The organism is Streptomyces sp. NPDC021080 (assembly GCF_044333225.1).
GTDB lineage: Bacteria > Actinomycetota > Actinomycetes > Streptomycetales > Streptomycetaceae > Streptomyces.
On the sequence record NZ_JBIRQM010000003.1, the window covers coordinates 663,731 to 687,203 of the forward strand.

The 23,473-nt window shown below is 73.3% G+C and carries 20 protein-coding genes and 1 pseudogene; 11 read left to right on the plus strand and 10 right to left on the minus strand.

The features are described 5' to 3' along the window. Window positions 1-134 precede the first annotated feature (134 nt). A complete protein-coding gene (locus ACH4S8_RS10275; RefSeq protein WP_398392261.1) occupies window positions 135-965 on the plus strand; it encodes an alpha/beta fold hydrolase in 831 nt (276 codons plus the stop codon). A 120-nt stretch (window positions 966-1,085) separates the two neighbouring features. On the opposite strand, the pseudogene ACH4S8_RS10280 reads toward ACH4S8_RS10275, so the two are convergent. Further along, window positions 1,086-1,931: pseudogene (locus ACH4S8_RS10280) on the minus strand (DMT family transporter); the annotation flags it as partial. Here ACH4S8_RS10280 and ACH4S8_RS10285 point away from each other — a divergent pair. From ACH4S8_RS10285 to ACH4S8_RS10295, 3 genes are all read left to right on the plus strand, one after another. Further along, entirely contained in the window at window positions 1,922-3,421 is a 1,500-nt protein-coding gene (locus ACH4S8_RS10285; RefSeq protein WP_398392262.1) for a PLP-dependent aminotransferase family protein, read from the plus strand. The pseudogene ACH4S8_RS10280 and the gene ACH4S8_RS10285 overlap by 10 nt on opposite strands. Window positions 3,422-3,557: 136 nt before the next feature. Beyond that, complete coding sequence (locus tag ACH4S8_RS10290; RefSeq protein WP_398392263.1) at window positions 3,558-5,153, plus strand: alkaline phosphatase D family protein; 1,596 nt, start codon at window positions 3,558-3,560, stop codon at window positions 5,151-5,153. A gap of 247 nt (window positions 5,154-5,400) precedes the next feature. Further along, window positions 5,401-6,879, plus strand: coding sequence for a GNAT family N-acetyltransferase (locus tag ACH4S8_RS10295; RefSeq protein ID WP_398392264.1), 1,479 nt, complete (start codon window positions 5,401-5,403; stop codon window positions 6,877-6,879). 203 nt (window positions 6,880-7,082) lie between these two features. On the opposite strand, the gene ACH4S8_RS10300 is transcribed toward ACH4S8_RS10295, so the two are convergent. Continuing rightward, on the minus strand, window positions 7,083-8,273 hold the full coding sequence (locus ACH4S8_RS10300) for a trans-sulfuration enzyme family protein (protein WP_398392373.1): 1,191 nt from the start codon (window positions 8,271-8,273) through the stop codon (window positions 7,083-7,085). 81 nt (window positions 8,274-8,354) lie between these two features. Here ACH4S8_RS10300 and ACH4S8_RS10305 point away from each other — a divergent pair, with 81 nt between their 5' ends. Together ACH4S8_RS10305 and ACH4S8_RS10310 are read left to right on the plus strand one after the other, a co-directional pair. Continuing rightward, window positions 8,355-8,861, plus strand: coding sequence for an Lrp/AsnC family transcriptional regulator (locus tag ACH4S8_RS10305; protein WP_151470566.1), 507 nt, complete (start codon window positions 8,355-8,357; stop codon window positions 8,859-8,861). 62 nt (window positions 8,862-8,923) lie between these two features. After that, a complete protein-coding gene (locus tag ACH4S8_RS10310) occupies window positions 8,924-10,615 on the plus strand; it encodes a DUF885 domain-containing protein (RefSeq protein ID WP_398392265.1) in 1,692 nt (563 codons plus the stop codon). Between the two features lie 132 nt (window positions 10,616-10,747). On the opposite strand, the gene ACH4S8_RS10315 is transcribed toward ACH4S8_RS10310, so the two are convergent. After that, complete coding sequence (locus ACH4S8_RS10315) at window positions 10,748-11,269, minus strand: immunity 21 family protein (RefSeq protein ID WP_398392266.1); 522 nt, start codon at window positions 11,267-11,269, stop codon at window positions 10,748-10,750. 120 nt (window positions 11,270-11,389) lie between these two features. Next, the gene (locus ACH4S8_RS10320; RefSeq protein ID WP_398392267.1) at window positions 11,390-11,908 is read right to left on the minus strand and encodes a rhodanese-like domain-containing protein; all 519 of its coding nucleotides are present in this window, start codon (window positions 11,906-11,908) and stop codon (window positions 11,390-11,392) included. 187 nt (window positions 11,909-12,095) lie between these two features. Here ACH4S8_RS10320 and ACH4S8_RS10325 point away from each other — a divergent pair, with 187 nt between their 5' ends. Next, window positions 12,096-12,542, plus strand: coding sequence for an Lrp/AsnC family transcriptional regulator (locus tag ACH4S8_RS10325; RefSeq protein ID WP_339128009.1), 447 nt, complete (start codon window positions 12,096-12,098; stop codon window positions 12,540-12,542). A 44-nt stretch (window positions 12,543-12,586) separates the two neighbouring features. Here ACH4S8_RS10325 and ACH4S8_RS10330 read toward each other — a convergent pair whose 3' ends face one another. The 5 genes from ACH4S8_RS10330 to ACH4S8_RS10350 form a co-directional block, all read right to left on the minus strand. Continuing rightward, window positions 12,587-15,583, minus strand: a complete 2,997-nt coding sequence (locus tag ACH4S8_RS10330) for an AAA family ATPase (RefSeq protein ID WP_398392268.1) — start codon at window positions 15,581-15,583, stop codon at window positions 12,587-12,589. A gap of 55 nt (window positions 15,584-15,638) precedes the next feature. Continuing rightward, window positions 15,639-16,802, minus strand: coding sequence for an exonuclease SbcCD subunit D (locus ACH4S8_RS10335; protein ID WP_398392269.1), 1,164 nt, complete (start codon window positions 16,800-16,802; stop codon window positions 15,639-15,641). 109 nt (window positions 16,803-16,911) lie between these two features. Then, a complete protein-coding gene (locus tag ACH4S8_RS10340; RefSeq protein WP_398392270.1) occupies window positions 16,912-17,538 on the minus strand; it encodes a YigZ family protein in 627 nt (208 codons plus the stop codon). Window positions 17,539-17,908: 370 nt separating this feature from the next. Continuing rightward, window positions 17,909-18,451 carry a SixA phosphatase family protein gene (locus ACH4S8_RS10345; protein ID WP_398392271.1) on the minus strand — a complete coding sequence of 181 codons (543 nt, stop codon included), beginning with the start codon at window positions 18,449-18,451 and terminating at the stop codon, window positions 17,909-17,911. Further along, window positions 18,448-19,260 carry a hypothetical protein gene (locus ACH4S8_RS10350; RefSeq protein WP_398392272.1) on the minus strand — a complete coding sequence of 271 codons (813 nt, stop codon included), beginning with the start codon at window positions 19,258-19,260 and terminating at the stop codon, window positions 18,448-18,450. Before ACH4S8_RS10350 ends, ACH4S8_RS10345 begins: the two co-directional genes overlap by 4 nt. Before the next feature lie 138 nt (window positions 19,261-19,398). Here ACH4S8_RS10350 and ACH4S8_RS10355 point away from each other — a divergent pair, with 138 nt between their 5' ends. From ACH4S8_RS10355 to ACH4S8_RS10365, 3 genes are all read left to right on the plus strand, one after another. Continuing rightward, window positions 19,399-20,271: an alpha/beta fold hydrolase gene (locus ACH4S8_RS10355; RefSeq protein ID WP_398392273.1), complete on the plus strand. Its 873-nt coding sequence runs from the start codon at window positions 19,399-19,401 to the stop codon at window positions 20,269-20,271. A 22-nt stretch (window positions 20,272-20,293) separates the two neighbouring features. Beyond that, on the plus strand, window positions 20,294-20,701 hold the full coding sequence (locus tag ACH4S8_RS10360) for a CoA-binding protein (protein ID WP_398392274.1): 408 nt from the start codon (window positions 20,294-20,296) through the stop codon (window positions 20,699-20,701). A gap of 187 nt (window positions 20,702-20,888) precedes the next feature. Next, window positions 20,889-21,329 carry a GNAT family N-acetyltransferase gene (locus tag ACH4S8_RS10365; RefSeq protein WP_398392275.1) on the plus strand — a complete coding sequence of 147 codons (441 nt, stop codon included), beginning with the start codon at window positions 20,889-20,891 and terminating at the stop codon, window positions 21,327-21,329. 16 nt (window positions 21,330-21,345) lie between these two features. On the opposite strand, the gene ACH4S8_RS10370 is transcribed toward ACH4S8_RS10365, so the two are convergent. Next, a complete protein-coding gene (locus ACH4S8_RS10370) occupies window positions 21,346-22,245 on the minus strand; it encodes an alpha/beta fold hydrolase (RefSeq protein WP_398392276.1) in 900 nt (299 codons plus the stop codon). Window positions 22,246-22,526: 281 nt separating this feature from the next. Between ACH4S8_RS10370 and ppk2 the strand changes: the two genes are divergently transcribed. Beyond that, window positions 22,527-23,462: a polyphosphate kinase 2 gene (ppk2, locus tag ACH4S8_RS10375; RefSeq protein ID WP_398392277.1), complete on the plus strand. Its 936-nt coding sequence runs from the start codon at window positions 22,527-22,529 to the stop codon at window positions 23,460-23,462. Window positions 23,463-23,473: the final 11 nt, after the last annotated feature.

Consider the following 23,473-nt stretch of genomic DNA (forward strand, 5'->3'; position numbering starts at 1 on the left):
GTGCGGGAGGGCGATGGCGACCGAGCGGCGCCTGACGTACGGTTCGTGGCGACTCGGGGCTACCCGTCGGTAGCACTTGCTGACAAGCTGTCTACAAGATGGTTCGTCACGGCGTTCAGACGAGGAGCAGTCCCATGTCCGACACGGTCACCGTCAGTCTCCCCTCACCGCGCGGCCCGAAGCCGGTCACCGTGTCCTACGCGCGGGTGGGCACCGGTGAACCGCTGCTCCTGCTGCACGGGATCGGTCACCACCGTCAGGCCTGGGACCCGGTCATCCCCATCCTGGCGGCCGAACGCGACGTGATCGCCGTCGACCTCCCCGGCTTCGGCGCGTCCCCGGCGCTGCCCGAAGGGCTCACCCACGACCTGCCGACGGTGGTGCCCCTGCTCGGGGCGCTGTGCGAGGCGCTGGGGATCGAACGGCCGCACGTCGCCGGCAACTCGCTCGGCGGACTGCTGGCTCTGGAGCTGGGGCGCGAGAAACTCGTACGGTCCGTCACCGCGCTCTCGCCCGCCGGCTTCTGGTCACCGGTGGAACGGCGCTACGCCTTCGGCCTGCTCATCGCCATGCGCCGGACGGCCCGGCGCATGCCGCTCCCGGTCATCGAGCGGCTCTCCCGTTCGGTGGCCGGGCGCACGGTGCTGACCAGCACCATCTACGCCCGGCCCGGCCGCCGTTCACCCGACGCCGTCGTCGCCGAGACCCTGGCGCTGGCCCACGCCGAGGGCTTTGCCGAGACCCTCCGGGCGGGTACGAACGTCCAGTTCACGGACGACGTCCCGGCGCTCCCCGTCACCGTGGCCTGGGGCACCCGCGACCGGCTGCTGATGCGCCGCCAGGGTGTCCGGGCCAAGCAGATCATTCCGCGGGCGCGGCTGGTGCGGCTGCCCGGCTGCGGCCACGTCCCGATGAACGACGACCCGGCGCTCGTCGCCCGCGTCATCCTCGACGGCAGCCGCTGAGCCGTCCCGGGACGTGGCTCGCGGGCCGCGTCCCGGCAAGAGGCTCAACGCACCCGATCCGAGGGCGACTCCGGCGCACACGAGGGCGCTTCCCGCAGCCTGCGCGAGCCCGTAGGCACCCGTACCGACGAGCGGTGCGGTGCAGGCGGCGGAGACCGGGACGAGGCCGGAGAAGAGGGTGGCGCGCTCCGCGCCGATGCGCTGCACGCCCATGTACCAGCAGACGAAGCCGATCACCGTGACGACCGCCGCCTGCCACAGCAGCGCGGTCGCCTCGGTGGCGTCCGGCATCCGCAGCCACGCTCCGCGGCCGCCGATCATCCCGGCCGCCGCCGACTCGGCCGCGGCGACACCGCACACGGTGGCCGACAGCAGCCGCGGCCCGAGCGGGCGCAGCACCGGCACGGCCAGGACGGCGAAGCCCGCTTCCCCGGCCAGCGCGCCCAGGGAGTACGCGATCCCGGCCGCGTCCGTGCGGCCCCATCCCTGGACGGCGAGGGCGCCGAGAGCGACGAGCGACGCCCCGTACAGGACCCGGCGTCGCGGCCGACGGCCCTCCTGGAGCGGTACGAGCACCGCCACGACGACCGGGGCGCAGCCCACGAAGACGCCGGGGACCGCCGGTTCGGCCGTGCGCTCGGCGGCGAGCACCGCGAGGTTGAAGCCGACCATGCCGACGGCCGCGATCAGCGCGAGGCGCCCCCACTCGCGGACCGTGAGCCGCCGCAGCGGGGCGGCGGCGCCCCGGCCGACGAGAGGCAGCAGAAGGACACAGGCGAGGGCGTAGCGCAGGAACTGGCCGCCGGCGTACGGGTAGTGGCCCATGACGCTGTTGGCGGTGAAGGAACCTCCGACGAGGACACAGGCGAGGGCGGCGAGCAGCGCGCCCCGGGTGGTGGTGGCGTTCATGGCTCCCACGCTATGAACGGACGTGGCCCGGTTTAAGGTCCACTTCCATGACGTCATCGGGGACCAATCGAGGAGGGCCGCCGGGGCCCGCTCCGGCAGGACCGGCACCCTCGTCGGCCGCGTGGGAGCTGCTCCTGCCGGCCGCGTCGGCGCCGCCACGCGCGCGTGGACGCACGCTGCAGGCCGCGCTGCGCGAGGCGGTCCGTTCCGGGCGGCTCGCTCCCGGCACCCGGCTGCCGTCCAGCCGTGAGCTGGCAGCCGACCTCGGTGTGTCGCGGGGGCTGGTCACGGAGGCGTACGGGCAGTTGACGGCGGAGGGGTACCTGCGCAGTGACCGGGGTGCCGGTACCTGGGTCGGCGGCGCGGTCCGCGCGGTCGGTCCACGCGCGCGTGACCGCGCACCGCGGCCCGCCGGGGTACGCGCCGACTTCGTCCCGGGAACCCCGGACCTGTCCCTCTTTCCGCGCTCCGCGTGGACCGCGGCGCACCGCGCGGTGCTGGCAGAGCTGCCCCACCAGGCACTGGGCTATCCGGATCCGCGGGGGCTGCCGAGGCTGCGGACCGCGCTCGCCGAACTGCTCGTGCGCCGCCGGGGCGTGGTCGCGGACCCGGAGCGGGTCATCGTCGTCTCCGGGGTGGCCCAGGCGATGACGCTGCTCGGATTCGTGCTCCACGCGCGCGGGACACCCGGCGTGGGTGTGGAGGATCCGGGCAGTCCGGAGCTCGGCGCGCTGTTCGCCTCGGCCGGGGTCGCCACCGTACCGCTGCCGCTCGACGACGAGGGCCTGGCCGTCGCTCCGCTCGAGGCCTCCGGTGTACGAGCCGTGGTGACGACGCCCGCCCACCAGTTCCCCACGGGAATCGCGTACTCGGCGCGGCGCCGCGCCGAACTCCTCGGCTGGGCCCGGTCCGTGGACGGGCTGGTGATCGAGGACGACTACGACGGCGATTTCCGCTACGACCGTGCCCCGGTGGGCGCCCTCCAGGGGCTCGATCCCGAGCAGGTCGCGTACACGGGCTCGGTCAGCAAATCGCTCGCTCCGGGACTTCGGCTCGGCTGGCTCCTCGTTCCCGCGTCCCACTTCGAGGAGGTCGTCGAGCGCAAACGCACCATGGACCTCGGCAACCCTGCCCTCGACCAGGCGCTCCTGGCCCGTTTCGTGGAACGCGGCGACTACGACCGTCAGTTGCGCCGCTGCCAGCGCGCCTACCGGGAACGGCGTGACGTCCTGGTCGCGGCGCTGGACGAGCATTTCCCGGGCACCGAGGTGTCCGGGATCGCGGCCGGTCTGCACGCGGTCGCCGCGCTGCCCGGCCGGTACGGGCCCCAGGACCGTTTCCTCGCCCGGGCCGCGGCGGCCGGGGTCGTGGTCCGGCCCTCGGCGCACTACGGAGCGACGGCCGTGGACGGCGCACGACCCGTGGACGACGTACGGCTCGTGCTGGGGTACGCCCATCTGCCGCCGGTGCGGATACGGGACGGCGTGCGGCTGATGGCGGAGGCCGTGCGTGACCAGGGCTTCGATGACCGGTCCTCGACGTCCTGAGACTCCCGCGCCGAGGTCGGGGGCGGGTGCCGTTGCGGTGACAGCCGGTTGTTCACCCCTGGTTCGCCCGCGCGCTGCGGCGCACCAGTAGGTGTGGCTCTGCACACCGGCCGAATCCGTATCCGGAGGCGTATCCATGTCGCACCGTCCGTTCAGCTCGTTCCCCGGTCGCCGCAGCGTGCTGCGCGGCTCTCTGGCCGCGTCGGCGGCTCTGGCCCTGCCCACCGCCCTCGGCGCGGCGCCGGCCCTCGCCCTGTCCGGCCGGCCGAAGGCGGGCTGGGGTGTCCAGACCGGTGACGTGACCGCCGACTCCGGTCTGGTGTGGGTCCGCTCCGACCGGCCCGCACGGATGATCGTCGAGACCTCGGCGACCGCCTCGTTCCGCGACCCGCGCAGATGGCACGGTCCGCTGCTGGGCGCGGACACGGACTTCACGGGGACGACCCGGCTGCGCGGGCTGCCGTCCGGCGAACAGATCCACTACCGCGTCCTGCTCGCCGACCCCGACGACCCCCGGCGCACCGGCGAGCCGGTGAGCGGCACCTTCCGTACGGTTCCGCGGGGGCGGCGGGGCGGTGTGCGCTTCCTGTGGTCGGGCGACCTGGCCGGACAGGGCTGGGGCATCAACCCGGACATCGGCGGCTACCGCATCTACGACGCGATGGCCCGGCTCGACCCCGACTTCTTCCTGTGCAGCGGCGACAACATCTACGCGGACGGCCCGATCGCCGCGACGGCGGCGCTCCCCGACGGCAGCACCTGGCGGAACGTCACGACCGAGGAGAAGTCCAAGGTCGCCGAGTCGCTGGCGGAGTTCCGCGGCAATTTCCGCTACAACCTGCTCGACGAGAACCTCAAGAGGTTCAACGCCCAGGTGCCCTCCGTCATCCAGTGGGACGACCACGAGGTGCGCAACAACTGGTACCCCGGCGAGGTGGTCGCCACCACGGACACGCGCTACACGGAGAAGAGCGTCGACGTCCTGGCGGCACGGGCCCGGCGCGCGTTCGGCGAGTACTTCCCCGTGTCGACCCTGCGGCCCGGCGACAAGGACGGACGCGTGCACCGGGTCCTGCGTCACGGTCCGCTCCTGGACCTGTTCGTCCTCGACATGCGCACCTACCGTGACGCCAACTCCCCGGACAAGCAGACCACGGATCCTCAGGGCATCCTCGGTGCCGGGCAGCTGGAGTGGCTGAAGCGCGAACTGGCGCGCTCGCGGGCGGTGTGGAAGGTGATCGCCGCGGACATGCCGCTCGGGCTCGTCGTGCCGGACACGACCGAGGGACAGCCGAACTTCGAGGCCGTGGCGCAGGGCGACCCCGGTCTGCCGCTGGGACGCGAGCTGCAGCTGGCGGAGCTGCTGCGGTTCGTCAAGCACCGGCGGATCACGGGCACCGTGTGGCTCACCGCCGACGTGCACCACACCTCGGCGCAGCACTACCAGCCGTCGCGCGCCGCCTTCACCGACTTCGAGCCGTTCTGGGAGTTCGTCTCGGGTCCGCTGAACGCCGGGGCCTTCCCGGCGAACGCGCTGGACGACACCTTCGGTCCGGAGCGGGTGTTCGTGAAGGCGCCCGTCGCCTCGAACGTCTCGCCCGCCGGCGGGTACCAGTTCTTCGGCGAGGTCGACATCGACGGTGACAGCGGCGAGCTGACGGTGCGGCTGCGCGAACAGGACGGAACCGTGCTCTTCACGCAGGTTCTCCAGCCGGGGTGCGTGGGGCAGTAGGGGTGCCGGGCAGCCGTGCCGCGCGCACCGGGCCCTCCTCCCGAGCGCGGGCACGGTCGGAATCCGGCCTCACGCGGGGCGCAGCGGGCCCGCGGCTCTGACCAGGTGGGCAGCGGGCTCTCGCGTCCGAGGCAAAAGACCCGTAAAAAGAACTATAAAAAGGACAGAATGACACTTAACCGATCAGTCACAAAGCGTTCGTGATCACGCAACACCATTCCTTCACAGTGGCTGTATGACTCCAGACATGTCTGATGTGACGCGTGCGAAGCACGGACGGCCCGTTCACCACTGGCGACGGGACGTCGTCGAGCTCGCCGCACTGTTCACGGCCGTGGCGGTCGCGGACGGTGTGGCCAATCTGATCGGGCACGGGCCCGACGGTCCCGCGCTGCTGGCGATCTCGGCGGTGCTCCTCGCCGCCACGGCCGGATTCCACACATGGTGGGCACGACGCCACGGTCACGCGCCGCCGACGAGCGATACCGGCGCCCGGCCGCCCTCGGACGGGCGAACGGGCGCACTTCCCGGAGCGGAGGTGGCGGCCTCCGCCCCGCTGATCGCCGCGGAGGCGACCGTGCTGCTGCGGATGCGTACGACGGTCAAGGACGCGCCGGGCTCGCTCGCCGCGCTGTGCACCGCGCTCGCCCGGCACCAGGTCGACATCCTGAGCCTCCAGACGCACCCGCTGGCGGACGGAACGGTCGACGAGTTCCTGCTGCGCGCACCGGCCGAGCTGGCCACCTCCGAGATCACCCGCAGTGTGGCGCAGGCCGGCGGCGCCGAGACCTGGATCGAGCGGGCCGATGCCCATGATCTGGTGGACGCGCCGACCCGGGTACTCGGCCTGGCCACCCGTACGGCCCTCGATGCCTCCGAACTGCCGCTCGCGCTGAGGCAGTTGCTCGGCCGGTGCACGATCCGTTCGCTGCCCGGCACGTCTCCCGTCTCCGGCCGGGCGACGGAGGGGGCTCCCGTGGAAGGAGCGCTCGAGGACACGGTGATGCGGCTGCGCGCGCCGGAAGGCGGAGTGATCACGGTGGAGCGGCCGTACCTGCCGTTCACGCCGACCGAGTTCGCCCGGGCGCGGGCGCTGGTCGAACTGGACGCGCGGCTCGGTCCGCGCGTTCCGCGCGGGCAGGACGTGCTGACGCTCCCCGAGGGCAACGCGATCACCGTGCAGCGGGCCGACGTCTCCGACCTCGAGGCCGCCAAGGCGATGCACGAGCGCTGCTCGCCGCGCACGCTGAGCATGCGGTACCACGGCCCCGTCGGAGACGCGGACCGGTACCTCAACCACCTGCTCAGTCCCAGTTTCGGACGCACCCTCGCCGTCCGTACGGCGTCCGGCAGGATCGTCGGGCTCGGTCATCTCCTCTGGGACGGCGACGAGACCGAGGTCGCGCTGCTCGTCGAGGACGAATGGCAGCGGCGTGGCATCGGCGTCGAACTGCTCGGCCGTCTGGTGGCGATGGCCGTCGAGGCCGGCTGCGAGAGCGTGTACGCCGTCACGCAGGCGTCGAACACCGGCATGGTCGCCGCGATGCGCGGCCTCGGCCTCCCGCTCGACTACCAGATCGAGGAGGGCACGCTGGTCATCACCGCCCGCCTGGAAACGGCACCGGCGGCATCACCGGCGCCGTACGCCCAGCACCACGGTCACGGTCACGGCCGACACGGCACCGTGAAGGGAATGAGCCCGGGCTCCGGGACGGCTAGGCCCTAGCCGGACAATCCCGGCCGTGCCCCACCCCTTCGGACTCCGGCAACCGAGAACCCCGGCACCATCGGTCACCTCCGATACCGCCGAAACGGCCGATACCGATACGCCGAACGACTCCGGCGCCACCCGCCCCCCTCGGGATCAGGGAGCGTCCCCGGCACCACCCCAAGTGCCGGGGGCGCTCCCTCCCCCCGTTCCCCCGAGCCTCACGCCCCGCCGCTGGACCCCAGTGCCGCGTCCAGGTCGGACCACAGGTCGTCCACGTCCTCCAGGCCCACCGACAGGCGCAGCAGCCGGTCGCTGACGCCCGCGTCGTGGCGGTCCGCCGTGGGGACGATGCGGTGGCTTATGGAGGCCGGGTGCTGGATGAGGCTGTCGACACTGCCGAGGCTCACGGCGGGGGTGACCAGCCGGACTCCGGCGATGACGTCGTGCGGGTCGCCGTGCACCTCGAAGGCGATCATGGCGCCGCCGATACGCGGGTAGTGGACGCGGGCGACGCGCGGATCGGCGGCGAGCCTGCGGGCGAGTTCCGCCGCGTTCGAGGAGGCGGCCCTGACCCGGACGGGCAGGGTCGACAGACCGCGCAGCAGCAGGTAGCCGGCCAGCGGATGCAGGACGCCTCCCGTCGCGAACCGCACCTGGCGCAGCTTGCGGGCGAACTCCTCGTCGCAGGCGACCACCCCCGCCATCACGTCCCCGTGTCCGCCCAGGTACTTGGTGGCACTGTGCAGGACCAGGCGCGCACCCTGTTCGGCCGGGCGCTGGAGCACGGGGGTGGCGAAGGTGTTGTCGGCGAGGAGCGGGACGGACCCGCAGGCGTGCGCCACGGCCCGGAGGTCGAGTTCGGCGAGCGTCGGGTTGGCCGGGGACTCGACCATCACGAGACCCGTGTCGGGCCGCAGCGCGTCGGCGATCCCGGCCGGGTCGACCCAGGTGACCTCGGAGCCGAGCAGCCCGGCGGTCAGGAGGTGGTCGCTGCAGCCGTACAGCGGACGCACCGCGACGACATGGCGCAGGCCCATCGCGTTGCGTACGAGGAGGACGGCGCTCAGCGCCGCCATGCCGCTCGCGAAGGCGACGGCGCTCTCGGTGCCCTCGAGGCGCGCGAGGGCGGTCTCGAAGCGGGCGACGGTCGGATTGCCGAGGCGGGCGTAGACGGGCGGGCCCTCGGGTTCGGCACCGTCGGCCGCGAAGGCGTCGATCCGGGCCGCCTCACCGCGGCTGTCGTACGAGGGGTAGGTGGTGGACAGGTCGATCGGGGCCGCGTGCAGCCCGAGAGCCGCCAGATCCTCCCGGCCGGCGTGCACGGCTTCGGTGGCCAGCGCCCTGGCCGGAGCCGCGATGACCTGGACGTTTCCGCACCGGTCGTCCTGCGCGTCCCGCGCGCCCTGCATGTCGTACACAACGGAGTCCATGCGCCGAAGCCTGAACACCGGGCGGGCTTCCGGCGCCACATCCCGTGTTACGTTCGCGCCATGGCCGATTCTGTCGTACTCGATCCGGTGGATCTTCATCTGTTGCGGCTGTTGCAGAACGACGCACGGACGACCTACCGCGATCTCGCGGCGCAGGTCGGGGTCGCGCCGTCGACCTGTCTCGACCGGGTGACCCGGCTGCGGCGGGCGGGAGTGATTCTCGGCCATCAGCTGCGGCTGGACCCGGCGAAACTCGGACGGGGTCTGGAGGCGCTGCTGTCCGTACAGGTGCGGCCGCACCGGCGGGAACTGGTGGGGCCCTTCGTCGACCGGATCCGGCTGCTGCCGGAGTCGCGGACCGTCTTCCATCTGACCGGTCCCGACGACTACCTCGTGCATGTCGCGGTCGCGGACATGGCGGATCTGCAGCGGCTGGTGCTCGACGAGTTCACCTCGCAGCGTGAGGTGGCACGGGTCGAGACGCGGCTGATATTCCAGCAGTGGGACTGCGGTCCGTTGCTGCCGCCCGCCGCGCCGGGCACATCGTCCCCGGCCAAATCCGGCTGATGCGGTGAAAAGCCCGGGTGCGCGGGCTGACGGGGCACCCGTGCCCGTATGAGGATGTGCGCATGCCAGAGACGAAGAACCCGCTGCCCCGCGAGGTCGCCGACACCTACGTCGACGAGCTCATCGCCCTCGACCCGGTCCTCGGTACCTACCTCGGTGTGAGGGAGAGCCACGGCAGGCTTCCCGACAACTCGCCCGCGGGCCAGGAGGCCGTCGCCGAACTGGGACGGGTGACCCTCGCGCGGCTGGACGAGGCGGAACGGCGGCCGGGCGCGGAACGTGACATCGAGCGCCGTTGTGCCCGGCTGCTGCGTGAGCGGCTCACCGCCGCGCTCGCGGTCCACGAGGCCGGCGAGGGCCTGCGGGCGGTCGGCAATCTGCACACACCGGTGCACTCGGTCCGGGAGATCTTCACCCTGACGCCGACGGAGACCGACGAGGACTGGGCCACGGTCGCGGAGCGGCTGCGCGCGGTGCCGGCCGCGCTCGCGGGCTACCGGGAGTCCCTCGCGCTCGGACTCGACCGCAAGCTGTACGCCGGGCCGCGCCCGACCGCGACGTTCGTCGAACAGCTCACGGAGTGGTCGGACACGGACGGAGCGGGGCTCGGCTGGTTCGAGGACTTCGTCTCGGCGGCGCCCGACACCGCGCGCGAGGAACTGGACGCGGCGGCGCATACCGCGACGGAGGCGGTCATCGCCCTGCGGGACTGGATGCGTGATGTGTACGCGCCCACGATCGAGGGCGCACCGGACACCGTGGGCCACGAGCGGTACGCCCGGCTGGCGCGCTATTTCAACGGTACGGATCTCGACCTCGACGAGGCGTACGCCTACGGCTGGGCCGAGTACCACCGTCTCCTGGCCGAGATGCGGACCGAGGCCGAGAAGATCCTGCCCGGCGCGGCGACCCCCTGGGTGGCCCTCGCGCACCTCGACGAGCACGGCCGGCACATCGAGGGCGTCGACGAGGTCCAGCAGTGGCTCCAGGGGCTGATGGACGAGGCGATCGCGGCCCTGGACGGCACGCACTTCGAACTCGCCGAGCCGGTACGGAGGGTGGAGTCCCGCATCGCCCCGCCCGGCGGCGCGGCGGCCCCCTACTACACCGCCCCGTCGCAGGACTTCTCCCGGCCGGGCCGCACCTGGCTGCCCACGATGGGGCAGACCCGCTTCCCCGTCTACGACCTCGTCTCGACCTGGTACCACGAGGGGGTGCCCGGTCATCACCTCCAGCTCGCGCAGTGGGCGTACGTCGTCGACGACCTGTCCCGCTACCAGGCGACCGTCGGCATGGTCAGCGCCAACTGCGAGGGCTGGGCCCTGTACGCGGAACGGCTGATGGACGAGCTCGGCTTCCTCACCGACGCCGAGCAGCGGCTCGGCTATCTCGACGCGCAGATGATGCGGGCCGCCCGGGTCATCGTCGACATCGGCATGCACCTGGAGCTGGAGATCCCCGCCGACTCCCCCTTCCACCCGGGCGAGCGGTGGACCCCGGAACTGGCGCAGGAGTTCTTCGGCGCGCACAGCAGCCGGCCGGCCGACTTCGTGGAGAGCGAGCTGACCCGCTACCTCACGATGCCCGGCCAGGCCATCGGCTACAAACTCGGCGAGCGCGCCTGGCTGCTGGGCCGTGAGAACGCGAAGAAGCGCCGCGGTGACGCCTTCGACGCCAAGGCCTGGCACATGGCCGCCCTGTCCCAGGGCTCCCTGGGCCTGGACGACCTGGTGGACGAGCTCTCCCGGCTCTGACGGCCCCGCGCGGCGGTCGGCCGCTCCCGGCCGCCGCGCGATGTCACCCGGAGTGCCTCGGCGCCAGGACGCCCCGTTGCCCTGGCGCCCGGAGTCCAGGTGCCAGGACGCCAGGCGTCAGGCGTCAGGGCGTCAGGGCGTCAGCCGACGCAGTTGTACGAGTACCATCCACGTCCCGGGTCCCGGATGGACGAAAGCCGCGCGGACCCCGTACCGGCCCGGTTCGAGCACCACCCTCAGGCGGTCCGTGCCCTCGGAGAAGGTGCCCGGCCAGACGGCCTCGAAGAGGACGACGGGGCCGGGCACCGTCCACTCCGCCTCTTCCTCCGGATCCCACTCGGCCTGCTCCAGCGCCGCCGGGACGGCGGCGAGCATCTCCTTCTCGGACCTGGCGGCGTGCCAGCGTACGAAGGTTCCGTGCTCGGGGAGGTAGGTGGTCGAGGCGGGTTCGTCGGCGAGGACCAGGGCCCTGGTGTCGCCCACGGGCACGAGGCCGATGAACCCCTCGACCTCACAGGCCCGGTCGTAGTCGCAGGAGATGTCGTCGCCTTCGAACCCCGACCAGAACGGGAGCACCGTCTCCGGAATCGCTATGAGCGGCCCGCCGCCCGAATGCACCCACTGGACCGCACCGGGGTCCGCGTATCTTGGCATGCGCAGAAGTTACACGGCACGCGTCCGCCCCCGTAGAGCAGGCAGCGCCCGGAAACCGGATCCGGACACCGGCGGGAACGCGCGGGGCCGAGACCGTCGGCCCGGCCCCCTTCCCCGGGGTCAGCAGCCGCAGTCCTCCGCGTCGACGGGCGCCGTCAGCGGGTCCGCGGCGCGGCGCTCGTCCCCCTGCCAAGTCTCGAACTCGAAGCCCTCGCGCGCCCAGTACTCGAATCCGCCGAGCATCTCCTTGACCTGGAAGCCGAGTTCGGCGAGGGCGAGGGCCGCGCGGGTCGCACCGTTGCATCCGGGGCCCCAGCAATAGGTGACGACCGGCACCGACTTGTCCAGAAGCCGCTCGGCCTGCTCGGGGATGAGCGCGGTGGGCAGGTGGACCGCGCCGGGGATGTGGCCCTGGTCCCACGACGCGGTGGAGCGGGAGTCGACGACGACGAACCCGGGGTCGCCGCCGGCCGCGAGGGCGGCGGCGACGTCGGACACGTCCGCGTGGAACGCGAGGCTCGCGCCGAAGTAGGCGGCGGCCGCGGCCGGGGAGGCCGGCGGGACCCGCAGGACGGGGTTCGCCGCCGACGTGGAACCGGTCACCGTGCCGTTCGTGATGCCCTCGGCAGTCGCAGTCATGGCCTGGCCTTTCCTTGCTCTGTGGTCCCGCCGGACGGATGCCGCCCTTGCCATCCCGGTGCTTCCTCCGCACCGTGTTCCGCGGGACCTCCCGGGAAGAAATCTACGGGGGCCGGGCCGTGTCCTGAAGTGACGTTCCACGGCAGTGCTGTTGATCGGCCGGGGATTCCCCTGGTATGCAGGACGGATGACCGCGTATTCCCCGGACGCCACCGACTGGCGCATCCTCGACGTCCTCCAGCGCGAGGGCCGGTCCAGCTTCGCCGAGCTGGCACGGGCCGTCTCCATGTCCGCGAGCGCGGTCACCGAGCGGGTGCGCCGCATGGAGGAGGCGGGCGTCATACGGGGGTACGCGGCCGTCGTCGACCCCGAGAGCCTCGGACTGCCGATCCTCGCGTTCGTCCGGCTCAGGTATCCGAACGGCAACTACAAGCCGTTCCACGACCTCGTCGAGGTCACGCCCGAGATCCTGGAGGCGCACCACGTCACGGGCGACGACTGCTTCGTCATCAAGGTCGCGGCGCGGTCGATGGCCCATCTGGAGACGGTGTCCGGCAAGATCGGCACGCTCGGGTCGGTGACGACGAGCGTCGTCTACTCCTCACCGCTGCCGAGCCGGCCACTGGGCCGCTGAGACCGCCCCCGGCGGCGGTCACGGCGGACCGCCCCCGGCGACGATCACGCGCCCCGCTGCCGTACGACCGACCCCGTACGCCCCTTCACGACCTCCAACTGCGCGTGGATGCGGCGGCGCAGGTCGCCGACGTGGCTGACGATGCCGACGCTGCGGTCGCGTTCGCGCAGCGAGTCGAGGACGTCGAGCACCTCGTCGAGGGTCTGGTCGTCGAGGCTGCCGAAGCCCTCGTCGATGAAGAGCGTGTCGAGCCGCACCCCGCCGGCCTCGTCGGTGACCACGTCGGCGAGGCCGAGGGCCAGGGCGAGGGAGGCGAAGAAGGTCTCGCCCCCGGAGAGCGTCGCCGTGTCGCGCTCCCGTCCGGTCCAGGCGTCCACGACATGCAGTCCGAGCCCGCTGCGCCCGCGGCCCGCCCGGTCGTCGGAGTGCACCAGGGTGTAGCGCCCCGAGGACATCCGCTGGAGGCGGACGGTCGCGGCCGCCGCGACCTGCTCCAGCCGGGCGGCGAGGACGTACGCCTCCAGGCGCATCTTCCGGTCGTTGTCCGCCGACGTGCCGGCCGCGAGTCCCGCGAGGCGGGCCACGCGGTCGTACTCCTCGCGCAGCGGGGCGAGCCGGCGGGCTCCTGCGGTCGCGCGGGCGGAGAGCGTGTCCAGCTCGGCGCAGCGCCGGGCCGCCGCGTCCTGCGCCGACGCGGTGTCGCGCAGCCGCCGGGCGGCCGACTCGGCCGCCCGCTCGGCGGCCCGCAGGTCGACGGGCGGGCGTCGCGCCGCTGCCGTGGTGTCGGCCTCGGCGAGCACGGCACGCACCGAGGACTCCTCCGACTGCCATTCGTCCAGCTGTCGTTGGAGATCCCGGTGGGCGGCGGCGTCGAGCATCGCGGCGGCCGCGGCCCCCGGGGTCTCGAAACCGGCGCGGAAGGCCGCGTCGGCCAGACGTGCGTCGGCGTCCTTGAGGCGCCGTGCGACGTCCTCCGCCGCCCGGACGCCGTCCGCGGCCTCGGTGAGCAGCGCGACCTGCCGCTCCAGCTGCGTGGCCCGCTCGGCCACGCTCCCGGCGGCACCCCGGGCCTGCTCCAACTCCTGCTCCAGTGAGGCCTTTTCGCGGTCGAGGGAGTCCCGGTGCGAGGCTCGTGCGGCGACCCGCCGGGCGGCCTCCTGCTGGACCGTCAGCCGCCGCGCGTGCTCCCGCTCGGCCTGCTCGCGGGCCTCGCGCGCGGCGTGCAGCCCGGAGGCCACCGTACGGGCCTCGGCGTGCCGCCGGTCCAGTTCCTCGGCCTGTTCCGCAAGTTGCGGGGTAGGGGCGTCACTCGCCTCGGCGGTCGCGGCGGCCAGCGCCTCGCGTACGACGCCGAGCCCGCGCTCGGCCTCGGCGCGCTCCTCGTCGGCGCCGCGGTAGGCGGCGAGGGCCCGCTCCTCCGTCTCGCGGTCGACATGGCCGGCGACCTTCCGGGCCGGGGCCGGGTGTTCGGTGGCTCCGCACACGGCGCAGGACTCACCGTCCACCAGACCGGCGGCGAGTTCGGCGGCGATGCCCTGGAGTCGCTGTTCCTTCAGGTCGAGCCAGTGGGCGTGCGCCCGCGTCGCGTGCTCGCGCGCGGTCAGGCTCCGGGCCAGGGCGCTCTCGGTGTCCTGGGCCAGTTCGTCGCGCAGCCGGGCCGCGGCGAGCCGCTTGAAGGCCGGTTCACGCTGGACGGCGAGCTGCTCGGCGCGTGCCGCGGCCTCCTGCGCGGCGTCGACCCGCGCCTCGAGACCGGCCCGGGTCTCCTCCCAGGCGGCCAGCCAGCTCTCGGCGTCCTGGAGGACGTCCTCGTCGGCGCGTTCCTGGCGGTCCAGGGAGGCGCGTTCCGTGCCGAGTTCACCGAGGCGCCGCTCGGCGCGGCGTGCCGACTCCAGGCCGCCCAGTTCCTCGGCGGCGCTGCGCGCGGCGGTCGCGAGCCCGGGCGCCCCGGCACCGGCGAACGTGTCCGGCAGGGCGGCACGCGCGCGGGCCTCCTCGGCGGCCGCGCGCCGGTGCTCCGCTTCGGTGGCATCGCGCAGGTCGAGTGCGGGGGCCACCGCCTCGGCCTTGCGCGCTCGCTCCATGCGGGTCCGGGCTTCCCGGTGGGCGTCGGCGTGCCGCTCCAGACGTGCGGCACGCTCCTGTGCCTCGGTGAACCGGCGCTGCAGCCGGTCCACTTCGCGTACGTCGGCGAGCGCGCGCTCGGCCGCGGCCTGGGCCGATTCCGCGGCCCCGCGGGCGCACCGGGCGACGGTGAGCGTCTCGCGAGCCGTGCTGCGGGCCAGCGCGGCCCAGCCGAGCACCGATGCGGCCAGTCCCGGGTCACCGGGCGCGAGGTCGGGCAGCGGCTCCTCGACGGTGCGACCGGCCGCCTGGTGCATCCGGTGGGCGTCGGCCAGCAACGCGGTGTCGGCGGCCCGCACTTCGGCCTCGGCTGCGCGCCGGCGCTCGGCGAGGCGCTTTTCGACCTCGGCGAAGCGGTGGGTGTCGAAGAGCCGGCCGAGCAGTCTGCCGCGGGCCTCGGCGTCCGCCCGCAGGAAGCGCGCGAAGTCGCCCTGGGGCAGCAGCACGACCTGGCAGAACTGCTCGCGGCTCATGCCGAGGAGCTGGGTGATCTCCTCGCCGATCTCCTGGTGGGAGCGGCTGAGGTCCTTCCAGGTGCCGGCCGTGGAGTCGTACGCGCGCAGCCAGGTCTGGGCCTTCTCGGTGGTCGTGCCCGTGCCGCGCTTCTTGGGGCGCTCCCAGGGCGGCTGCCGGGTGACCTCCAGCCGGCGTCCGGCGACGGTGAGTTCGAGACGGATCTCGGTGCGGGCGTCGGGCGCCGCGTGGTCGCTGCGCAGGCCGAGGCCCTGACCGCTCTGCCGGGCACCCGGAACGGCTCCGTACAACGCGTAGCAGACGGCGTCGAGGACGGAGGTCTTGCCCGCACCTGTCGGTCCGTGCAGGAGGAAGAGCCCGGCGGCGGACAGCTCGTCGAAGTCGACCCGCTGGGCACCGCCGAACGGGCCGAACGCGGTGATGTCCAGGCGGTGCAGCCTCATCGGTTTCCCTCGGTCTCCGGGCGGTCGGCCCCCTGGGTGTGCGGCGGACGTGAGGTCACCGGGCGGTCTCCCGCGCGGTCTCGTCGGCGCGGACGGCGTCGAACGCGTCCCGGAGCACGGCCTGTTCCCGGGCGTCGGGACCCACGCCGCGCACATGGGCCACGAAGTCCTCGGCGATCTGCTCCTCGCTGCGGCCCGCGATCCGGCGGGCGTACGAGACGTCCGGGGCCTGCGGGGAGCGTTCGGGTTCGAAGACGAGGCTGAGCGTGTGCGGGAAGCGCCCGGCCAGCCGTGCCATGGGGTCGGCGGGCCGCACCGGGTCGGTGAGGGTCGCCTCGACCCAGGCGTCCGTGTGCCGCTCCAGCGCCGGGTCGGCGAGCAGGTCCTCCAGGTGTCCGCGGAGGCGGGCGAGCGGGCGGGGCACCGGGCAGTCGACGCGCTCCGCGGCCAGGGAGCCGTCCGGGCCGAGGTCCACGAGCCACATGCTCTTGCGGTGGTCGGCCTCCGAGAAGGAGTACGGCAGCGGGGATCCCGAGTAGCGCACGCGCTCGGTGATGGTCTGGCTGCCGTGCAGGTGGCCGAGCGCGGTGTAGTCGACGCCCTCGAAGACTCCGGCGGGCACGGAGGCGACGCCGCCGACGGTGATGTCCCGCTCGCTGTCGCTCACTTCGCCGCCGGTGACGAAGGCGTGGGCGAGGACGACGGAGCGGGTGCCCGGCGCACGGCCGGCGAGGTCGGCGCGGACCCGGTCCATGGCGGCGGCCAGCACGGCCTCGTGGCCCGCCCGCTCCACCCCGAACTCGTCCTTCACCAGGGCGGGTTCCAGATAGGGCAGGCCGTAGAAGGCGACATCGCCGTGGGCGTCGGCCAGCACCACCGGGGTGCCGCAGCCGGCGGGGTCGGTGCGCAGGTGGACGCCCGCGCGCCCGATGAGCCCGGCGCCGACGCCGAGCCGCCGCGCCGAGTCGTGGTTCCCGGAGATCATCACCGTGGGCACACCGAGATCGGCCAGCCGGTGCAGGGCGTCGTCGAAGAGCTCCACCGCGGCCAGGGACGGCACGGCGCGGTCGTACACGTCTCCCGAGACGACCACCGCGTCCACCTCGCGCTCGCGCGCGGTCGTGACGAGGTGGCCGATGAAGCGGGACTGGGCGTCGAGCATGTTCACCCGGTGGAACGCCCGGCCCAGGTGCCAGTCGGAAGTGTGCAGGAGCCTCATGATCCCCGAAGGGTAACGGCCGGGGCTGACATCACGGGCGGTTACTCCCGTATCGGCCCACCATGAGCATCATCCGAATGTGCCCCTTGTCCCCCACATGCCCGGAATGTCACGCGTCTCCGTAGGCCTCCCCGCCCAGCTCGAACCCGGCCGTCCCCGCGGTCGCGTCGGCCAACCAGGCCCGGAACGCCTCCACATCGGCGTCCGGCAGTCCGATCTCGATGGTGACGGCCTCGCCGTAACGCACATCACGTACCTCGCGGCCGGTGGACCGCAGATCGTTCTGCACCTTGCCGGCCCGCTGGTGGTCGACGGTCACCGTGGCGAGCCGGAACCGGCGGCGGGTGATCGTGCCCACCGCGTCCAGCGCCTCGCCCACCGAGCCGCCGTACGCCCTGATCAGTCCGCCGGCGCCGAGCTTGACCCCGCCGTAGTAGCGGGTGACGACGGCGACGACGTACCTCATGTCGCGGCGCAGCAGCATCTGGAGCATGGGGACGCCCGCGGTGCCGCCCGGTTCGCCGTCGTCGCTCGCCTTCTGCACGGCGCCGTCGGCTCCGATGACGTACGCGAAGCAGTTGTGCGTGGCGTCCGCGTGTTCCTTCCTGACGGCCGCGACGAAGTCCTGGGCCTCCCGCTCGGTGGCGGCCGGGGCGAGGGCGCACAGGAATCGGGAGCGGTTGACCTCGGTCTCGTGCACGCCCGCGTGGGCCACTGTGCGGTACTCGTCCTGCATCACGCCAGCGTATGCGCTGCGCGCACGCGCCACCGACGGGCCGGACGACGCCCCGGCGCGAGGCCCCGCTCACGTTCGGCCCACGCGGCCCGCGCGCCGGGACCGGGGCCGCACCGCAGAACCCGCGAGCCGGGGACCGGAGCGACGCCCGACGCCCCGATCGCACGCCGCCACGATCACACGCCGCACCCGCGCACGGCCGACGGGGCCGGACCGGGCCGCATCCGTCAACCCGAGATCACGTCGGTGCACACGGGTGCGGGCGACGGCCGCGGAACGCGACGGGACCCGGCCCGCGCGCCCGTCACTCGGGCGTACATCGGCGCACTCAGGCGTACGCCGGCTCACCCGGGCACACGTAGGCCGGGATTCATTCCTTCTTGCCCCGAGGCACGACGACGTCCGTCAACAGGGCGTCTCCGGGGCCGAGTTCGTGCCAGGCGGTGCCGTGCCAGACCAGGACGGCGACGGCCGAGGTCGGGAACTTCGTCCGGACCCGGTCCAGCGTGTCGTCGAAGCCGTCCCCGGCCAGTTCGAGGACCAGCTCCTCGAGACCCGGGTTGTGCCCGACCAGCAGCAAGGTCCTTACGTGTTCGGGGACTTCGCGGACGGCCTCCAGCAACTCCGGCGCCTCCGCCCCGTACAGCCGCCCGTCGAACCGTACGGACGGCGGGGTTCCCCACTCCCGCGACGCCAACTCCCAGGTCTCCCGCACCCGTACGGCGGTGGAGCACAGCGCGAGGTCCGGCAGCAGGTCGGCCTCGGCCATGACGCGCCCGGCGGCGGGGGCGTCGCGACGGCCGCGTGTCGCGAGCGGGCGCTCGTGGTCGGGCACCCCGTCGGGCCAGGCGGACTTGGCGTGCCGCAGGACGACCAGTCTTCGCCTCGGGCCCGCGGCCGCGCGCGCGTTCACAGCGACGCCCCGATCTCACGGGTGAGTTCGAGGCCGAGCAGCCGGTCGGCGTAGGCGTAGGTCTCGAACCGGGCCCCCTCCGGGATGCCGGAGGTCTCCACCGAGCGCAGCACGTCCAGCACGGCGGGCACGTCCAGGTCGTCCTCCCAGGCGGCGCGCAACCGCAGGCGTACGTCCTCGGGGACCGGCTTGGAAGGCCGTGTCGCCCATCCGGCGACGGCGGCGCGCCAGTGCCGGAGCACGCCCTCCGCCTCCGCGAGCACGTCGGCGTCGAGGCTCAGCGGCAGATCCCGCCGCCGCGCGAGCAGCGCCAGCCGGAGCGCGGTCGCGTCCCCGGGAACGGGAGCGGGACCGTGCCCGGTGCCGACCGGCGCCACCTCGACGCGCGGCCCGTTCGTCACGGCGGCCCCCTGCGCGACGACGTCGATGGTCCGCGTCGCCGCCGGTCCCGGTTCCGTGTCCGGGTGGTCCTCGAACGGCCGGATCCCGAGTTCGGCGGCGCGCGCCCGCAGTCCCGCCTCGCCCCAGGGAGCTTCCCGGTCCGCGAGGTCCGCAGATCCGGCGGGGCCGGCGTGGTCGGAGGTTTCCTCCGGATCCGCGGTTTCCGCCCGGTCCGGCGCCGAAGTGAGGGTCGCCCAGGCCGGGTTGCCTCCGACCTCCAGGGCCCGTACGAGGACGTCGGCGACCAGGAGCACGCGCAGACCCGTGATGTCGGACCCGGGCGGGCGCGCGTGGACACGGACCAGACCGCGGCGGGCGAGGGCAGCGTCGACGGGTTCGCCCGTACGGGCGTCGAGGATACGGAGCACGAGGCGAGCCTAGGCGGAGGTACGGGCGGGCGCGGGGAGGTGGGGGCCGTTCCGGACACACACCCGGCCTTGACAATCCGCTTCCGTCGCCGGAAGGGTGACCGACCAGTCGGTTTGAGGGAGTGGATCGTGAACGGGATGAGCATCTCCACCGCCGCCGGTGTGTTCGACGCCGTCACGGCGGGTCCGCCCGACGGCCGCCCGGTGCTCCTGCTGCACGGTTTCCCCCAGACGGGCCTCGCGTGGCGGGAGCAGATCGCGGCGCTGGCCGCGGAGGGCTACCGCGTCGTGGCGCCCGACCAGCGCGGCTACTCCCCCGGGGTCCGCCCGGAGCGGGCCGAGGACTATCGGATCAGCCTTCTGGTCGCGGACGTCGTCGCGATCACTGAGGAGCTGGGCTGGCCGGCGTTCGACCTGGTCGGTCACGACTGGGGCGGCGCGGTGGCCTGGTGGACCGCCTCCGCACACCCCGGCCGGGTCCGCACCCTCACGGTCGTCTCCACCCCGCACCCCGGCGCCCTCGCCGAGGCTCTGCGCACCGACGACGACCAGCGCGCACGGTCCCGGTACATGATCGACTGGCGCGAGACGCCCGCGACCGAGCAGCGCCTGCTGGCCGACGACGCCCGGCTGCTGCGCGCGCTCTACGCGGGGAAGGTCCCGTCGGCGGGCGCCGACGCCTACGTCCGGCACCTGTCCCGGCCCGGCGCCCTCACCGCGGCGCTGAACTGGTACCGGTCCGGACGCCCCGACGGCACGATCGGCGTCATCGAGGTGCCCACGTTGTACGTCTGGAGCACGGAGGACACCGCGTTCGGCGCGGCTCCCGCGCGGGAGACCGGGCACTGGGTCGAGGGGCCGTACCGCTTCGAGGTGCTCCCGGGCCTCAGCCACTGGATTCCGGAAGAGGCACCCGGGACGCTGAACCGTCTGCTGCTCGAACATCTGGGAGCGCACGGCACCAGGAATCATCGCGCTCCCGTCGCCGTTGAGGAGAACGACAGACCCTGACCGATCCGTATGGAGGCCGAACGTGTACGGCGACTCGGAGACGATCCGCAGAATCCTGACCGAACGGGGCGACACCTGGGCGATCGTCGGGCTCTCCTCGAACCGCCGCCGTGCCGCCCACGGCGTCGCCGACGTCCTCCAGCGCTACGGCAAGCGGATCGTGCCCGTGCACCCGAAGGCCGAGACCGTCCACGGGGAGCAGGGGTACGCGTCTCTCGCGGACATCCCCTTCGAGGTCGATGTCGTCGACGTCTTCGTCAACAGCAACCTCGCCGGACCCGTCGCGGACGAGGCGGTCGCCATCGGCGCCAAGGCCGTCTGGTTCCAGCTCGACGTGATCGACGAAGACGCGTACGCGCGGACGCGTGCCGCCGGACTCGACATGGTGATGGACCTCTGCCCGGCGATCGAGATCCCGCGCCTGGGCTGAGCCGACGGGACGCCCGAGCCGTCCGGCCCCGAGCGTCCCGGCGCCCCTTCGGCGTACCCGGCGGAGCGTCGTGGCGCCCGGCGGCGCACCCCGCACACCGGCGGGTGCGCCGTCCGACGGTCCGCCCCGGCAGGGGCCGGGGAAAAGGCCGTTGACGTCACGCGGCCCGCTCCGGTTTCCTGCCCGGGTGACCATCCTTCGCATCGAAGCACCGGACGACGAGACCCGCCTCGCGGACTGGCAGCACGTCCACAACGTGATCGTCCCGCCCGCCGCCATGTCGCTCGACGAGGTGCGCGAGCGCGCCCGGCGCAACCGCCTGGAGGTCGCCTACCTCGGTGACGTCCTCGTGGGCTGCACGACCGTGCGCCCGCCCGCCGGCGACAGCGCGACGGCGACCGTGATCGCGCGCGTGCTCGCCGGGCACCGCGGTCGGGGCTTCGGCGAGGAGTTGTACGCACGCGGCCTGGAACAGGCCCGCACGCTGGGCGCCGAGGTGATCGAGACCGTCGTCCTCGCGGCCAACGAGGACGGCCTGCGCTTCGCCCGGCGACACGGCTTCGCCGAGGTCGAGCGTTACGTCCTCCCCGGGGAGACCGCGGAATGGGTCGACCTGAGACTGGGCTGACCGTCGGCGCGAACCGTCAAGCCCCCGGGCTCTCCCGCTCTTCGTCGTCCGAACCGTCCGGCCGTCCGCCGTCCGCCCGGTCGAGGAACCGCGCGATCGTCTCGCGCAGGGCGTCGGGGGCGTCGACCCACGGGAAGTGGCCCGCACCCGGCAGGACGGCGAGTTCGGCCCGGGGGAACAGCTCGGCGACGGCGGCGGCCACGCGCGGCAGCGGGCCGCTGTCCAGCTCGCCCGCGACGATCAGCACGCGCGCGTCCCAGGCCGCCACGACGGCGCGGGCCTCGGCGGGCCGGAAGGCACCGGGGCCCGCGTAGCGCTCGGCCGCCTCCTCGTTGCACTGCTCGACCTCGCTCGCGGCGTGCGCCCGCGCCGCCGCGTCCCAGCGCCCGTAGAAGAACGGGAGGGCCACGTCCTCGTCGGCGTCCGTCGCGGTGCCGTCCCAGATCCTCGTGTACGCGTCGTACGCGCTCTCGAACCACGGTTCCGCCTTGCGCAGGGCCGCGGCCTCCGCACGGTGTTCCGGGGCGAAGTCGATGCCCAGGGCCCGCGCCCGTCCGGTGACCATCGTGAGACTGCGGACCCGTCCCGGGTGGCGGACGGCGTAGAGGAGCGCGAGGTCGCAGCCCGCCGAGTGGGCGAGCAGATCGACCCGGTCGAGTCCGAGGTGCGCGCGGAAGGCCTCGACGTCCTCGACCTGCCGGTCGCAGCGGTACGTCGCCGGGTCGGCCGGGGATTCCGAGTCGCCCGTGCCCCGCAGGTCGAGCAGACACAGCCGGCGGTGCCGTGTCAGCCCGCCGAGGTCTCCCAGGTAGGCGGAGGCACGCATCGGTCCTCCGGGCAGACAGAGCAGCGGTTCACCCTCGCCCCTTGCGTGATGGGCGAGGCGGGTTCGGTCGGGCGTGATGAGAGTCGGCACGCCGGCCATCGTCATCGGCACGGCGCCGTACGGGCAAGTGTTTTAACAGGTCATCAAACACGCTGTGCCATAGGCGAGTTGCCCGCTACCGCCGTAAGCGTGCGGTCATCTCGACTCCGCATCGCGCCGCCTTCGCCGTGGGTTCTCCCGCCGTACGCCTCCGATTGCTTCCATCGGGGGACGGACCGCACCGGGGACGGACCGCACCGGGGGACGGGCCACAGGAACGGCAGGAACAAGGAGATCGGCGGACAATCGGGGCACGGGACGAGGAGGGCCGGATGACGGAACTGCTGGCAGGGATGCGGGTGGACTACACCGACCACGACGACCCCGTACTGATCCGCCCGGACGGCAGCCCGGTGGACACCTGGCGGGAGAACTACCCCTACGAGCGGCGCATGGAGCGCAAGGAGTACGAGTGGCACAAGCGGCTCCAGCAGATCGAGCTGCTGAAGCTGCAGAGCTGGATCAAGGAGACCGGCCGACGGCTGGTCGTCGTCTTCGAGGGGCGCGACGCGGCGGGCAAGGGCGGCACGATCAAGCGGTTCACGGAGCATCTCAACCCGCGCGGCGCCCGGGTGGTGGCGCTGGAGAAGCCGACCGAGCGGGAGCGGCGGCAGTGGTACTTCCAGCGGTACGTGGAGCACCTGCCGACCGCGGGCGAGATCGTGATGTTCGACCGGTCCTGGTACAACCGGGCGGGCGTGGAGCGGGTGATGGGCTTCTGCACCGACGACGAGTACCGGCGCTTCATGCGGCAGGCGCCCGCCTTCGAGCGGATGCTCGTCGACGACGGTGTGGATCTGATCAAGTTCTGGTTCTCGGTGTCCCAGAGCGAGCAGCGCACCCGCTTCACGATCCGCCAGGTCGACCCGGTGCGGCAGTGGAAACTGAGCCCCATCGACCTGGCCTCCCTGGACCTCTGGGAGGACTACACGGCGGCCAAGGTCGCCATGTTCCGCGAGACGGACACCGCGCAGGCGCCCTGGACCGTGGTGAAGAGCAACGACAAGAAGCGGGCCCGCGTCGAGGCCATGCGCAGTGTCCTGGCCCGTTTCGCCTACGCGGACAAGGACGAGGAGGTCGTCGGCAGCCCCGACCCGAGCATCGTGGGCGCGGCGGCGAACCTGCTGGAGGAGGGCGAGGAGACCGAGGACCACGCCGCACTCCCCGGCGACCGGACGGTCACGGGCGACGGCACGCTCACGCGCTGAGCACCGTACTC

Coding starts and splice junctions, on each gene's coding strand:
- ACH4S8_RS10275 (WP_398392261.1), top strand. CDS start 135: ATGTCCGACACGGTCACCGTCAGTCTCCCCTCACCGCGCGGCCCGAAG.
- ACH4S8_RS10285 (WP_398392262.1), top strand. CDS start 1,922: ATGACGTCATCGGGGACCAATCGAGGAGGGCCGCCGGGGCCCGCTCCG.
- ACH4S8_RS10290 (WP_398392263.1), top strand. CDS start 3,558: ATGTCGCACCGTCCGTTCAGCTCGTTCCCCGGTCGCCGCAGCGTGCTG.
- ACH4S8_RS10295 (WP_398392264.1), top strand. CDS start 5,401: ATGTCTGATGTGACGCGTGCGAAGCACGGACGGCCCGTTCACCACTGG.
- ACH4S8_RS10300 (WP_398392373.1), bottom strand. CDS start 8,273: ATGCAGGGCGCGCGGGACGCGCAGGACGACCGGTGCGGAAACGTCCAG.
- ACH4S8_RS10305 (WP_151470566.1), top strand. CDS start 8,355: ATGGCCGATTCTGTCGTACTCGATCCGGTGGATCTTCATCTGTTGCGG.
- ACH4S8_RS10310 (WP_398392265.1), top strand. CDS start 8,924: ATGCCAGAGACGAAGAACCCGCTGCCCCGCGAGGTCGCCGACACCTAC.
- ACH4S8_RS10315 (WP_398392266.1), bottom strand. CDS start 11,269: ATGCCAAGATACGCGGACCCCGGTGCGGTCCAGTGGGTGCATTCGGGC.
- ACH4S8_RS10320 (WP_398392267.1), bottom strand. CDS start 11,908: ATGACTGCGACTGCCGAGGGCATCACGAACGGCACGGTGACCGGTTCC.
- ACH4S8_RS10325 (WP_339128009.1), top strand. CDS start 12,096: ATGACCGCGTATTCCCCGGACGCCACCGACTGGCGCATCCTCGACGTC.
- ACH4S8_RS10330 (WP_398392268.1), bottom strand. CDS start 15,583: ATGAGGCTGCACCGCCTGGACATCACCGCGTTCGGCCCGTTCGGCGGT.
- ACH4S8_RS10335 (WP_398392269.1), bottom strand. CDS start 16,802: ATGAGGCTCCTGCACACTTCCGACTGGCACCTGGGCCGGGCGTTCCAC.
- ACH4S8_RS10340 (WP_398392270.1), bottom strand. CDS start 17,538: ATGCAGGACGAGTACCGCACAGTGGCCCACGCGGGCGTGCACGAGACC.
- ACH4S8_RS10355 (WP_398392273.1), top strand. CDS start 19,399: ATGAGCATCTCCACCGCCGCCGGTGTGTTCGACGCCGTCACGGCGGGT.
- ppk2 (WP_398392277.1), top strand. CDS start 22,527: ATGACGGAACTGCTGGCAGGGATGCGGGTGGACTACACCGACCACGAC.